General features: G+C 73.2%; 11 protein-coding genes and 1 pseudogene. 7 read left to right on the plus strand and 5 right to left on the minus strand.

What is annotated here, in order from left to right:
• The first annotated feature begins 141 nt into the window (after window positions 1-141).
• Entirely contained in the window at window positions 142-1650 is a 1509-nt protein-coding gene (locus AMK29_RS09550) for a class I adenylate-forming enzyme family protein (RefSeq protein WP_073810414.1), read from the plus strand.
• 97 nt (window positions 1651-1747) lie between these two features.
• Here AMK29_RS09550 and AMK29_RS09555 read toward each other — a convergent pair.
• Window positions 1748-2083, minus strand: a pseudogene (locus tag AMK29_RS09555) (STAS domain-containing protein); the annotation flags it as partial.
• Window positions 2084-2270: 187 nt separating this feature from the next.
• Here AMK29_RS09555 and AMK29_RS09560 point away from each other — a divergent pair.
• On the plus strand, window positions 2271-2846 hold the full coding sequence (locus tag AMK29_RS09560; protein ID WP_073810415.1) for a sigma-70 family RNA polymerase sigma factor: 576 nt from the start codon (window positions 2271-2273) through the stop codon (window positions 2844-2846).
• Window positions 2843-4075, plus strand: coding sequence for a maleylpyruvate isomerase N-terminal domain-containing protein (locus AMK29_RS09565; protein WP_073810416.1), 1233 nt, complete (start codon window positions 2843-2845; stop codon window positions 4073-4075). Before AMK29_RS09560 ends, AMK29_RS09565 begins: the two co-directional genes overlap by 4 nt.
• A 39-nt stretch (window positions 4076-4114) precedes the next feature.
• Here the strand turns inward: AMK29_RS09565 and purU are convergent, their stop codons facing one another.
• Together purU and AMK29_RS09575 are read right to left on the minus strand one after the other, a co-directional pair.
• Window positions 4115-4966, minus strand: coding sequence for a formyltetrahydrofolate deformylase (purU, locus tag AMK29_RS09570; protein ID WP_073810417.1), 852 nt, complete (start codon window positions 4964-4966; stop codon window positions 4115-4117).
• 46 nt (window positions 4967-5012) lie between these two features.
• Entirely contained in the window at window positions 5013-5459 is a 447-nt protein-coding gene (locus tag AMK29_RS09575; protein ID WP_073810421.1) for an SCO4402 family protein, read from the minus strand.
• 180 nt (window positions 5460-5639) lie between these two features.
• Between AMK29_RS09575 and AMK29_RS09580 the strand changes: the two genes are divergently transcribed.
• Window positions 5640-6980, plus strand: a complete 1341-nt coding sequence (locus AMK29_RS09580; RefSeq protein ID WP_107422550.1) for an ABC transporter substrate-binding protein — start codon at window positions 5640-5642, stop codon at window positions 6978-6980.
• Window positions 6981-6991: 11 nt separating this feature from the next.
• Here the strand turns inward: AMK29_RS09580 and AMK29_RS09585 are convergent, their stop codons facing one another.
• Window positions 6992-8479: a hypothetical protein gene (locus AMK29_RS09585; protein WP_073810423.1), complete on the minus strand. Its 1488-nt coding sequence runs from the start codon at window positions 8477-8479 to the stop codon at window positions 6992-6994.
• 123 nt (window positions 8480-8602) lie between these two features.
• Window positions 8603-9985 (minus strand): transcriptional regulator, encoded by a 1383-nt coding sequence (locus tag AMK29_RS09590; protein ID WP_073810425.1) that lies wholly within the window; start codon window positions 9983-9985, stop codon window positions 8603-8605.
• 258 nt (window positions 9986-10243) lie between these two features.
• Here AMK29_RS09590 and AMK29_RS09595 point away from each other — a divergent pair, with 258 nt between their 5' ends.
• The 3 genes from AMK29_RS09595 (at window position 10244) to AMK29_RS09605 (ending at window position 13528) form a co-directional block, all read left to right on the plus strand.
• Complete coding sequence (locus tag AMK29_RS09595; RefSeq protein ID WP_107422551.1) at window positions 10244-10930, plus strand: bifunctional DNA primase/polymerase; 687 nt, start codon at window positions 10244-10246, stop codon at window positions 10928-10930.
• Window positions 10931-11048: 118 nt separating this feature from the next.
• Window positions 11049-11894: an ABC transporter ATP-binding protein gene (locus AMK29_RS09600; RefSeq protein WP_073810427.1), complete on the plus strand. Its 846-nt coding sequence runs from the start codon at window positions 11049-11051 to the stop codon at window positions 11892-11894.
• Complete coding sequence (locus AMK29_RS09605) at window positions 11891-13528, plus strand: transporter (protein WP_073810429.1); 1638 nt, start codon at window positions 11891-11893, stop codon at window positions 13526-13528. Before AMK29_RS09600 ends, AMK29_RS09605 begins: the two co-directional genes overlap by 4 nt.
• The last annotated feature ends 8 nt before the right edge of the window (window positions 13529-13536 follow it).

The following is a 13536-nucleotide window of genomic DNA, read 5'->3' on the forward strand; positions in this document are numbered from 1 at the left end:
GGCCGTCGTCTCCGACGCCCGTTTCTGATGACCCGTCAGATCTGATGAGGTCAGGCTAGCCCCGCACCCCTGGACCGACAAGCGGCGCACCTCTACGCTCTCGGCACGATCTGACGGAACGTCAGTCAAGAGGAGGACGGGATGCAAGAGACCGCACACACGCTCGGCGGGTCCCGCACGCTCTGGGAGCTCGTCGAGCGCCGCGCCGCCCTCACCCCCGACCGGCCCGTCCTCCTCCAGGGCGACCGCGTCCTCACCTTCGGCGGCCTCCGCGACCGCGCCGAGCGCTGCGCCGCCGGCCTGTACGCGCGGGGCGTGCGCCCCGGCACGGTCGTCGCCTGGCAGCTGCCCACCCGGATCGAGACCGCGGTGCTCTCCTTCGCGCTCGCCCGCATCGGAGCCGTACAGACGCCCCTCATCCCCTTCTACCGGGACAAGGAAGTCGGCTTCGCGCTGCGGGAGTCCGGCGCCGAGTTCTTCGCCGTCCCCGGAGAATGGCGCGGATTCGACCATACGGAGATGGCCCGGCGGCTCGGCGCGCGCGGCGTCTTCGAGGCGTACGCGTCCCTGCCCGACGGCGACCCGGCGGTGCTGCCCCCGCCGCCCGCCTCGGGCACCGACGTCCGGTGGATCTACTGGACCTCCGGCACGACCTCCGACCCCAAGGGCGTCCTGCACACCGACCGCTCGCTCCTCGCCGGCGGCTCCTGCCTCGCCCACGCGCTCCGCCTGACCCCCGCCGACGTCGGCTCGATGGCCTTCCCGTACGCGCACATCGCCGGGCCCGACTACACGGTGATGCTGCTGCTCTACGGGTTCCCGGCGGTGATGTTCGAACAGTTCGCGCTGCCGGACGCCCTGGACGAGTACCGCCGGCACGGCGTGACCGTCGCCGGCGGCTCCACCGCCTTCTACGCGATGTTCCTCGCCGCGCAGCGCGAACGGCCCGGCGAACCGGTCATCCCCACCCTGCGGCTGCTCGCGGGCGGCGGGGCGCCGAAGCCGCCGGAGATCTACCACGCCGTACGGAAGGAGCTGGGCTGCCAGCTCACCCACGGGTACGGCATGACGGAGGTCCCCATGATCACGATGGGCGACCCCGACGACACCCCCGAGAACCTGGCGACCACCGAGGGGCGCCCGCCCGCCGGGATGGAGATCCGGATCACCGGCTCCGGTGAGGTCCGCCTGCGCGGCGAGGCCGTCTGCCGGGGCTATCTGGACCCGGCCCAGACGGCCGCCGCGTTCGACGAGGACGGCTTCCTCGTCACCGGGGACCTCGGACACCTGACCCCGAGCGGGCACCTCGTCCTCACCGGCCGGGTCAAGGACATCATCATCCGCAAGGGAGAGAACATCTCGGCCAAGGAGATCGAGGACCTCCTCCACGCGCACCCCGACGTCGGCGACGCGGCCGTCATAGGCCTCCCGGACGCCGAGCGCGGCGAGCGCGTCTGCGCGGTCGTGGAACAGCCGCCGGGGGCCTCCCCGCTGACCCTCCCGGCGGTGACGGCCTTCCTGCGCGAGGCGGGCCTCTCCGTCCACAAGCTGCCGGAACAGCTGGAGGTGGTGGACGCGCTCCCCCGCAACGAGACGCTGCGGAAGGTGCTCAAGTACCGGCTGAGGGAGCGATTCGGTCGGTCGCGATGAGATCCGCCCTGGTGACGCTCACCGCACCGGTGTCCGCCTCGTCGGTGCCCGGCCCGGTGAGCGGCGCGTCCACGGGCAGCGGGTCCGTGCCGGTGAGCGCCGCCGACCCGTCCTCGTACACCTCGAAGAGGCGCCGGACGCCGAGCGCGGCGAGCACCCGGCCGACGTGACCCTCCCTGTCCTCGGGCAGGACGAGGCGGAGCCGGCCGCCGCAGGAGCGCAGCAGACGGCGGGCCGCGATCAGCATGCCCACGCCGCTGGAGTCGCAGAACCGGACGGCGGACAGGTCGAGCACCAGGTCATGACGGCCCCCCGCGACCACGTCGTGGACGCGGCGACGTATGCGGGGGGAGGTGACCAGGTCCAGTTCTCCCCGCACGCGGAAGAGCGTCCAGGAGCCGTGTTCGTCCTCGTCGACCTCGATCGTCGTCACGGAACGCCGCCTGCCCCACCCCACACCGCCGAAACCACCCCGCCGAAGGTTGACGCTTTCCTTACCACCCGGATCCCCGTCAAGGGCGCACTTGCGGCAAAGGGAGGTGCGCTGTCGGTACGGCGCACTACTTTGGAGGAGGACCGGGGGGCGCCGGAGGGAGCCGGGAGAGGGCGGAGGGGCGGACATGGAGACACCACGGCGCTGGGACCGCAGGATGCAGCAGCGGCTGGCGCGCGGGGAGGCAGCCGCGCTCGGCGAGCTGTACGACCGGTTCGCCTCGCTCGTGCACAGCCTCGCCCACCGGGTCCTCGACGACGACGACGCGGCCGACCAGATCACCCGCGAGGTCTTCGGCTACATCTGGGAGAACCCCGACGCGTACGACCCCAAGCAGGGCAACATGCGCGCGTGGGTGGCCCGGCTGACGCAGTCGCAGGCCGTGCACCGGCTGCGGCAGGCCGAGGCGACGGCGTTTGCGGAGACGGGCCGGGGCTCCGCCGAGGAGCTGGAGCAGAAGGTGCGGCGGGCCTCGGTCGCGGCGCGCGCCGACTACATCGTGACGTCGATGCCGACACCGCTCAGAGCCGCGCTCGAACTGGCGTACTTCCAGCGGCGGGACTACCGCCAGACCGCCGCCGACCTCGGCGTCACCGAGGACGAGGCGCGGCGACGCCTCCGCCTCGGGCTCCAGCTGCTGTCCTCGGCGAACACCCGGCACCCCGAGGGCGGCGGACCGCCCGGCTACGGACGGGCGCTGTGACCGGGGCGAACGGCGACGCGGACGGCGTCGCACGCGCCCCGTGGGTGCCCGGGCCGCGCCGGGCGGCGGACGACCACGCGGACCTGACGGCGGAGGTACCGGGAGCGGAGCCCGAACCGGAGGTGCCGGTCCTCACCCACGGTGTGCTCAAGTCCCTGCTCGGGGCCTGGGCGCTCTCGGCGTGTTCCGCCGGGGAGACGAAGGCCGTCGAGGACCACCTCACGGCCTGCGCGCCGTGCGCGGACGAGGCGCTGCGGCTGCGTGACGCCGTGGCGCTGCTGCACGAGGACCGCGACCTGGACCTCGACCCGCTGCTGCGGTCCCGGGTCCTGGAGAGCTGCCTGGGCCGCCGCCCGGCCCGTATCCCGGTCCCCGGCTGGGTCACGCCGTACGACGCGGAGACGGCGCGCCTCGACGCGCTGCTGCGGGACATCGGCGAGTCGGAGTGGCACGCGCCGGTACGGCTCAAGTGGTACGAGGAGGACCAGGTCGTCCGGCGGAAGGCGACGGTCGCCGCCGTCATCGGGCACCTCTTCGCGGTGGACGGCATGGTGTCGGCGGCACTCGGGCTCGACGATCCGCTGGGCGAGGGGACACCGGAGCTGTCGCCGGCCGCGCGGACGGAGGCGTTCTGGTCGGGCCTGGACCGGCCGCCGGGCCGGGCGCTGCGGGGGCCCTGGCGGGAGCAGAGCCACACGCTGATCCGGACGGTCTCGTTCGCGGGGCGAGGGGTGGCGGACCTGACGGTCACCTACAAGGACTTCGCGCTGCCGCTGCGGGACTCGCTGCTTGAGCGGGCGTTCGAGTGCTGGGTGCACGCGGACGACATCGCGCAGGCGGTGGCGTACCCGTACGCGCCGCCGAGCGGGGCGCATCTGCACGACATGATCGACCTGGCGGCCCGGCTGCTCCCCGGCGCCCTCGCGAACCGCCGCCGCACGGGCCTGGCGTCCCCGGCCCGGCACCTGGTGGAGGCGGGCACGCCGGGCCGCACGCTCCACCTGGAGGTGGAGGGCCCGGGCGGCGGTCACTGGTACATCGCCCTCGACTCCCCGGCCGCCGTGGGCTCCCCGGACCACACGGTGGCGCAGGTGGCGATGGACGGCGTGGAGTTCTGCCAGCTGGTGGCGGGCCACGTCTCCCCCCAGGAGGCGGCAGCGGGCCAGGACGGCGACCGAGAAGCCATCCGAGACGTCCTCTCGGCGGCGGCGTCACTGAGCCGGTTGTAGCGGCGGTGGCCCCGCCGGGCCGTGTCCGGGTCCCCGGTCCTAGGCGAAGACGACCGTGCGGCGGCCGTTCAGGAGGATGCGGCGTTCCGCGTGCCACTTGACCGCGCGGGCGAGGGCCTGGCACTCCACGTCGCGGCCGATCGCGACCAGCTGGTCGGGGGTCACCTCGTGGCCGACGCGTTCGACCTCCTGCTCGATGATCGGGCCCTCGTCGAGGTCGGCCGTCACGTAGTGGGCCGTCGCGCCGATCAGCTTCACGCCGCGCGTGTGCGCCTGGTGGTAGGGCTTGGCGCCCTTGAAGCTGGGGAGGAAGGAGTGGTGGATGTTGATGATCCGGCCGGAGAGCTGCTTGCACAGGTCGTCGGAGAGGACCTGCATGTAGCGGGCGAGGACGACCAGCTCGACGTTCTCCTGCCGGACCAGCTCCAGGAGTTCCGCCTCCGCCGCCGGCTTCGTGTCCTTCGTCACCGGGATGTGCCGGAACGGGATGCCGTAGGAGCCGACGAGCTCCTCGAAGTCGGTGTGGTTGGAGACGACGGCGACGATCTCCACGGGCAGCGCGCCGATCCGCGACCGGAACAGCAGGTCGTTCAGACAGTGGCCGAACTTCGACACCATGAGGACGACCCGCATGCGCTCGTCGGCGCGGTTGATCTGCCACTCCATGGTGAAGGCGTCACCGACCGCGGCGAAGCTCGCCCGCAGCTTCTCGACGTTCACCGGGGCCTCGGCCGAGAAGTGGACCCGCATGAAGAAGAGACCGGTGTCACGGTCTCCGAACTGCTGACTGTCCTCGATGTTGCACCCCGTGATGAAGAGGTAGCTCGACACGGCGTGCACGATGCCCTGCTTGTCGGGGCACGAGAGGGTGAGGACGTACTGGTCGGTCATCCTGTCAGCCTGCCACACCCGGGCGGGTCCCGAAGCCCACTGTCCGTCAGGCGGAACGGGTCATGATCCGGAGCACGTCCAGCGACCGAGGAGGCGTGTCCGGGTCCTCGCCGTCGGCCTGGGCGAGGCGTACGTGCGCCTCGCGGGCGGCCCGTACGGCCTCGGGCCAGCCGGGGTGCTCCAGGTACGCGGTGACGGCGGCGTCGGGACCGACCTGGTGCAGGATGCGGAGCACCCGCAGGACGGCGACGTCGACGAGGGCGGCCTCGCCGGTGTCACGGAAGATCGAGCCGACGTACTTCTCGGCGGACCAGTTGTCGAGCCAGGTGTCCTCGACGAGGCGGTAGACGGCGTCGGTGACGTCGCCGTACCCGTCCACGCCTGCGAGCCAGGTGGCCTCGTGGAACCCGGGGTCGGAGAGCATGTGCAGCGCCGAGCGCACGTTGCTGCGCCAGCGCCACCACGGCATGTCGTTGAGCGGCATGCCGCCCATGGTGGAGGAGCGACGGCCGCGACGGGAAGAGTTCACCGAACCGGAGACTGGACTGGACACGTTTCGATCGTACGTTCCCTTGTCCGGTAACCGGAGCCCGCCCCTCGCGGCCCCCGCAATTCACCTCCAGGTCACCCACCGTTGAACCATGCTCACTCCCGCGTTACCCATGAGGCGGAAATGTGCATGCCCATGACCGGTAGGCGACTGACCTCACTCCTCGCGTATGTCACGACCGCGGCGACCGGAGCCTCGTTGCTCACCGGTTGTGGCGTGCTCCCTGGGGCCACGGGGGGCTCCAGGGAGCCCGTCACCGTGATGACCTGGGCCCCCGACCAGACCCGTGCGACCAACATGCCCGGAATGCCCGCCATGGCGCAGGCCTACGCCCGGTGGATCAACTCCCAGGGCGGCATCGACGGCCACGAGCTCCGCGTCCTCACCTGTAACGAACACAACACCAGCACCGGCGCCGCCGCCTGCGCCCGCCGGGCCGTCCGCGAGAAGGCGGTCGCCGTCGTCGGTTCGTACAGCCAGAACGGGCGCGCCTTCATGGCCCCCCTGGAAGCCGCCGGCATCCCGTACATCGGCGGCTACGGCATATCGGAGGACGAGTTCACCAGCCCGCTCTCCTATCCCGTCAACGGCGGGCTCGCCTCCCTCATCGCCGGCCACGGCATGCAGCTCGCCGAGTCCTGCCGCACCGTCTCCCTCGTCCGGCCGGACACGCTCGCCGGCGACAAGCTTCCCGAGCTGCTCAACTCCGGTCTGCGCAAGGCCAGCCACCGCAACGCCGTCGACATCCCGGCCGTCGAGGACGCGGCCGAGTACACCGCGCAGGCCGGCCGGGCCCGGGAGAAGGCCGGTGAGGAGAACGGCTGCGTCACCGCCGTGCTCGGCGAGCGCACCCAGACGTTCTTCGACTCCTTCCGCCGCCTCCCCGCGACCGAGGCCGAGGCCGGCGACGGGGACGGCAAGGGCGAGGGCGACAGCGACGGCACCGGCGAGGGCGACTCGGGCGCGAAGCCGGGCGCCGTACGGATCTCGTCCGTCCTCGGCAGCGTCGGCCAGCCCGTGATCGACCGCACCGGCGGCGCCCGCAGCCCCTTCGAGGGCGCGTTCGTCACCGGCTGGTACCCGGAGGCGGCCGACAAGAGCTGGGCGCCGATGCGCAAGGTCATCCAGGAGCACGCGTTCGCCGACAACCGGGTCGACCCGGCCGACGCGGGCGTCCAGACCACGTGGATCGCGTACACGGTCCTCAAGGAGGTCGTCGAGGCCCTCGACGCCGACCGGGTCACGGCCACGCAGATCGCCCACGCGCTCGACCGGGGCGAGCGGATCGACACCGGGGGCCTGACCCCCGCCCTGCGCTGGAAGTACGAGGACCTGCTCGGCGCCCCCGGCTTCCCCCGGATCGTCAACCGCGAGGTGACGTTCCAGGTGGTCCGCCAGGGGCAGCTCGTGGCGCAGAGGCCCGGCTTCGTCGACGTCGGCGAGACCGTCCTCAGCGCCCCCTGAGCCGTCCGTCGCTACAGCTGGGTGGGCTGCCGCTTCTCCAGGCCGTACTTCTCCGCGATCGGGTTCCACAGCCCGGACGCCGTGCGCTTGGCCTTGGTCGCCTCACTGCTCTTCGTGTTCGCCGCGGAGAAGTGGTTGGTCGAGGTGGCCTTGCCGCCCTTGCAGGCCTTCTTGGCCTTCATCTGGACGGCCCAGGCCGCGTAGTGGTCGTCGGCGGACGCCGAGGCCTGCCAGGCCTTGGTGAGCGCCGCCGTCAGGGCCGCGTTGTCCGGGAGCTTGTCGACCGACAGCGTGCGGAGCTGGGTGACCAGGCCCCGGCGCTGGTCGGCGGCGCCGCGGAGGTCGGCGGCCGCCTTGTCCAGGTTCTTGCACTGCTTGATCGACTCGACCGAGCTGATGACCGTGTCACGGCTGCTGCTGCTGGTCGCGAGGAGCTTGCTGAGCTCCTGCGCCTGCGGCTCCGCCGGGTCGGCGGGCTTCTCGGCGGGCGGCGCGGAGGAGGGCGGCGCGGAGGAGCTCGACGCCACGTTCTGCCCGTCCGTCTTGGGGTCCTTCTTCTCGTCCCCGCCGCTGAGGAGCGCGCCGGCGCCGAGGCCGACGACCGCGCAGCCGACGACGACGGCGGCGATCAGCGCGACGGGCGACTTGCGGCGCGCGGGCTCGGGCTCGCCGCCGTCGTAGTAGGCGTCCTGGTAGGCGTACTGCTGCGGGGGCGCCGGCGGCTGGTGGTGCTGCTGGGGCTGCTGGTACGGGGCCGGGGCGGGCTGCTGGTACGCCTGGGTGCGCGGCTGCGGCTGCTGCGGGGCCCGGGGGGCCTCCGTACGGAAGAGGTTGTCGAACTCGGCGGGCGGCTGCCGCTCACCGGGCTCCTGCCCCGGCACGGGGGCGATGTACTGGGTCGCGTCCGAGGCCCCCGCCGGGCCGGAACCGTGCGGCCCCTGCTGCCCGTGCTGGTTCTGCTGGCCCTGCTGCCCGTGCTGCCCCTGCGCCTGGAGCGGTCCCGTGCCCAGGAACTGGGTGTGGGCGCCCCCGCCCTGCTGCTGCTGCGGCGGCGGCACCGGGGCGATGTGCTGCGTGGCCTGCATGTCCCCGGCGGCCGGCGGCGGGTACCCGTACCCGGGCTGCGGCGCCGCCACCGGCGGCGGGTACCCGTACCCCGGCGGCGGAGCCGCGGCGGCCGGCATCCCGCCGCCCGCGACCGGGGCGATGTGCTGGGTCGCCTGCATGTCGCCGGCGCCGGGCGCCGGGTAGCCGTAGCCGGGCTGCGGCCCGGCGCCCTGCGGCGGGACCGGCGGCAGGTACTGGGTGGACTGCATGTCGGCGGCGCCGCCCGGCGTCGCCTCAGGAGGCAGCGGCTGCGCGGGCGGCAGCGGCTGTCCGCCCGGCGCGGCGCCGGCGGGACCCCAGGCGCCACCCCACGGCTGTGCTCCCCCTTGGGCGTCCTGCGCGGGGGGCACCGCCGGGTACTGCGGCTCCGGACCCTGTCCGTTCTGCGTCACCGGGACTCCTACTGATGGACCTACGGAATCGTCGGCCCACGCTACCGGGTACGCCCGGGGCTCCGCACACACGTGTGAGCCCGGTAACACCGCCTTCTCCCACGGCACCGCCCCCACCTGGGACTACGCCGCGTACAGCTCCATCCGCGCCCCGAACTCCCGTACCACCGGCTCCCCCGCGTACGGCTCCAGGCGCTCCCGCAGATCCTCCAGGTACTCGGAGCCCCGCGACGACCGCAGCGTGCTGAGGAGTTCGAGCGCCCGGGTCCCCGTGCGACAGGCCTGCTCGACCTCCCGCTGCTGGACCTGCGCGGAGGCCAGCAGGGCCAGTCCGATCGCCCGCCGCCTCGCCCGCGTCGCCGGGTGCCCGGCGATCGACTCCTCGGCCGCCCGTGCCGCCGCCTCCGCCTGCCCCAGGTCCCGGTGGCAGTGCGCCAGTTCGTCCGCCAGGTAGGCCTGGTCGAAGTGGGCGATCCAGGCCGGGTCGTCGCCCGCCTCCGGATCGGCCTGCTCCAGGGCCCCCACCGCGCGCCCGGCCGCCTCCTCGAAGGCGCGGACGTCCCCGAGGAGCGCGTGCCCGCGTGCCTCCGCCGCGAAGAACATCGCCTCCGCCCGCGGCGGCACCTTCCCCCGCGCGCCCTCCTGCGCGGCCCGCGCCAACTGGGCGATCTCCCGGGGGTTTCCGAGCTGCGCCGCGAGATGGCTCATCGAGGCGGCCAGCACGTACCCGCCGTAGCCCCGGTCGCCCGCGGCCTGCGCGAGCCTCAGTGCCTGGATGTAGTACCGCTGGGCGAGCCCCGGTTCACCGGTGTCCACCGCCATGTACCCGGCGAGCTCGGTGAGTCGGGCGACCGCCGCGAAGAGCTGCCTGCCGACCGCCTCCCGGTAGGAGCCGGACAGCATGCCCGAGACGACGCTGTTGAGGTAGTGGACGACCACCGGGCGCACGTGCCCGCTGCCGAACCGCCGGTCGAGGTCGACCAGCGCGGCCGTCATCTCCCGTACGGCCGCCACGTCCGCGACGCCGACGCGGGCCCCCGCCATCCGCGCCACGTGCGCGTCCGGACCGGTGATCAGCCAGTCCCTGCTGGGCTCGACGAGCGCGGACGAGGCGACCGTCGAGCCGGAGAGAAAGTCACGGCGGCCGACGTCGCTGCGCCACAGCTCGCAGACCTGCTCGATCGCCCCGGGCACGGTCGGCGCGAACTGGAGCCCCACACCGGCGGCGAGGTTGCGGCCGTTGGCCATGCCGACCTCGTCGATCGTGACCGTGCGGCCCAGCTTGCGGCCGAGCGCCTCGGCGATGATCCCCGGGGCGCGCCCGCGCGGCTGCTGCCCGCGCAGCCAGCGCGCCACCGACGTCTTGTCGTACCGCAGGTCGAGGCCGCGCTCCGCGCCGACCATGTTGACCCTGCGGGCGAGGCCGGCGTTGGAACAGGCCGCCTCCTGAATGAGCGCCTGGAGCCGTTCGTTGAGCTGACGCGGGACGAGTGGTCTGGCTGCCATGAGAACCCCCTGAGGCCGTGCGGTGATCACAAGAGAAGTGATCAATGCCCGATGAATATCCGGTCAATGCCGATGTGAACACGCGAAACCGGACACGTCGGCCGCGACCTCGCCACCGGCGCCCCCACCTCTGCGTACCCACCCCCGCTCCCCGGCTCCCCGCGCGCCCCCGCGCGTGCTCCGATGCGCCCCGCGTGCAGGATCGATGCCTCACACCGCTCGGCGTCCCGCCCGTAACCCCAGGTGGCGGGGGAAGTTGTGTTCACCGTGGAAGAGACCATCGGAGTCACGGAAGCCGCACAGATCCCCCAGCAGCGAGGCGAGCAGCTGCTGGACAGCGCCGTGCGGTACGCGGAAGAGCGGCACTGGGACGTGTTTCCCGGGACCTGGCTGGAAGCCGTCGAGGGCAGGGAGCGCTGCTCCTGCGGCGCGGACGCGTGCGCCGTTCCCGGCGCCCACGCGGTCAGGCCCGACTGGTCGACCCAGGCGACCGGCAGCGGGGTCGGCGCCCGCCGCATGTGGACGAAGCAGCCGAAGGCGTCGATCCTGCTGCCCACGGGCCGCACGTTCGACGCGATCGAGGTGCCCGAGTCGGCCGGCTTCCTGGCGCTCGCCCGGATGGAGCGCATGGAGCTGACGCTCGGCCCGGTGACCTGCACCCCGGACCGCCGGATGTACTTCTTCGTGCTGCCCGGCGCCGCCGCCAAGGTGCCGGACCTCGTCCGCAAGCTGGGCTGGGTCCCCGCCGCCATCGACCTCGTCACGCGCGGCGAGGGCCACTACGTGGCGGCTCCGCCCACCCGGGTCGGCGGCAGCGGCGCGGTGCAGTGGGCCCGGCGCCCCACCCCGGCGAACCGCTGGCTGCCCGACGCCGAGGAGCTGATCAGCGCCCTCGCGTACGCGTGCGGCCGGGAGGCCGCGGAGGCGCGAAGCCGCAAGGAGTGACCCGGGCTCCTGGCCGGAACCCGTGGCCCAGGAGCCCCGTTCCGACCCTGGGACCCCGGCGGGCCCGCCCTTAGGGTGGGGCCCGTACACACGGGGACGACCTAGGGGTTGACGGACCATGCCTGACCAGGCATCTGACAGAGCGTTCGACGCGGCGGGCGCCGCACCGGCGGACGGTGCGGCGCCCGCCGTGCGCGTCGAGGGCCTGTGGAAGCGATTCGGCCATCAGATCGCGGTGAACGGGATCGACCTGGTCCTGCCCGCGGGCCGGTTCATCGGGCTCGTCGGGCCCAACGGCGCCGGCAAGACCACCACCCTGTCGATGATCACCGGACTGCTGCGCCCCGACCAGGGCCGCATCCTGGTCGCCGGGCACGACGTGTGGGCCGAACCGGAGTCGGTCGCCCAGGTCAAGGCACGGATCGGCATCCTGCCGGAGGGCCTGCGGCTCTTCGAGCGTCTCTCTGGCCGTGAACTCCTCGCGTACAGCGGCCGGCTGCGGGGGCTGCCGGGCGCCGAGGTCGACAAGCGGGCCGCCCAGCTCCTCGACGTCCTCGACCTCACCGGTGCGCAGAACAAGCTGGTCGTGGACTACTCGACCGGTATGCGGAAGAAGATCGGGCTGGCGGCCGCGCTGCTCCACAACCCCGAGGTCCTCTTCCTCGACGAGCCCTTCGAGGGCGTCGACCCCGTCTCCGCGCAGACCATCCGCGGGGTCCTGGAGCGGTACACCGCCTCCGGTGCGACCGTCGTCTTCTCCAGCCACGTCATGGAGCTCGTCGAGTCGCTCTGCGACTGGGTCGCCGTGATGGCCGCGGGCCAGATCCGGGCCCAGGGGACGCTCGCCGAGGTACGGGGCGACGCCCCCTCGCTGCAGGCCGCGTTCCTCGAACTGGTCGGGGCGAACGGGCGCGAGGCCGCCGGGGACTCGCTGGACTGGCTGGGCGGCGGGGCACAGCGATGAGCGCCGTGACGACCCCTGTCTCCACCGCCGGCCCCGTGCCGTCGCTCACGTCCGTCTTCGTACGGCTCAAGCTGTCGCTGCTGAGGAACGGCCTGAAGCAGTCGGGCGGACGGACCGCCGCGTACATCGTCTCGATCGTCTTCGGGGTGCTCCTCGCCGCGGGGATGGTGCTGTCCTTCGTCCTGCTGCGGGGCAGCGCCGACGCCGGCACCATCGCGGTCCTGATGACGGGCGTGACCGCGCTGTCGTGGGCGGTGATGCCGCTGTTCGTGCCCGGCGGTGACGAGACCCTCGACCCGTCGCGGCTCGTGATGCTCCCGCTGCGGCCCCGGCCGCTGATCCGGGCCCTGCTCGTGGCCTCCCTGGTGGGCGTCGGGCCCGTCCTGACCCTGTTCCTGGCGTTCGGTGCGGCGCTGTCCGTCGCGCACGGCGCCGCCGGCACGGTCGCCGCCGTCCTCGCCGTCCCGCTGACGGTCGCCGTGTGCGTGGCCCTGTCCCGGGCCGTCGCCGCCGCCAACATCCGGCTCCTCACCTCCCGCAAGGGCCGAGACCTGGCGCTCCTCAGCGGTCTCGTCATCGCGGTCGGCATGCAGGTGGTCAACTTCGGCGCGCAGCGCCTCACCCGACCCGGCGGGCTGACCGCGCTCGAACCGGCGGCGGCCGTCGTCGACTGGCTGCCGCCGGCCGCCGCGATCGGCGCGGTCGACGCGGCGAGCGAGGGCGACTACGTGTCGGCGGCGGCCCGGCTGCTGCTGACCGCCGCCTCGCTGGTGGCGCTCGTGTACTGGTGGCAGCGGAGCCTGGTGCGGCTGATGACGGAGCCGGACGGTTCGACGATCGGCGCGGCGTCCGAGGCGGGCGTCCGTGAGAAGTCCGCCGGTTCGGGGCGGCTCGGCCGCATGCTGCCGGCGGGGCGGGACGGCGCCGTCATGGAACGCAGCCTGCGGTACATGTGGCGCGACCCCAAGACGAAGGCCTCGTGGGTGACCTCGCTCGCCCTCGGTCTGATCGTGCCCCTGTTCAACGCCTTCCAGGGCACGGGCTCGATCTACTGGGCCTGCTTCGCGTCCGGCATGCTCGGCATGCTGATGTACAACCAGTTCGGCCAGGACACCTCGGCGTTCTGGATGGTCGCCCAGACCCTCTCGACGACCGCCGACGCGTACGCCGAACTCCGCGCGCGTGCCCTGGCGCTGCTCGCCGTCACCCTGCCATACGCGACGCTCGTGACGGTGCTCACGACGGCCGTCCTCGGTGACTGGTCACGGCTCCCGGAGGCCTTGGGCCTGGCGTTCGCCCTGCTGGGCGCGATGCTGGCGACGGGCGCCGTGGCCTCGGCCCTCTTCCCGTACTCGATCCCGCAGGACAGCGGCTACAAGAACGTGGCGCCCGGGCAGGCGGGGCTCGCCTGGATCTCGATCCTCGGTGGCATGCTCACGGCCCCGCTGCTGTGCGCCCCGCTCATCGGCGGGACGGTGTACCTGCATCTCTCCGACCAGCAGGCGCAGCTCTGGCTGCTGTTCCCGGCGGGGACGCTGTACGGCGCGTTCCTGGTGTGGGCCGGTCTGAAGCTGGCGGCTCCGCGCACGGCGCGGCGGCTGCCGGAGATCCTGGCGGCGGTGAGCAAGGGGTAGGGGTGGGC

The sequence above is a fragment of the Streptomyces sp. CB02261 genome (assembly GCF_001905665.1).
GTDB lineage: Bacteria > Actinomycetota > Actinomycetes > Streptomycetales > Streptomycetaceae > Streptomyces.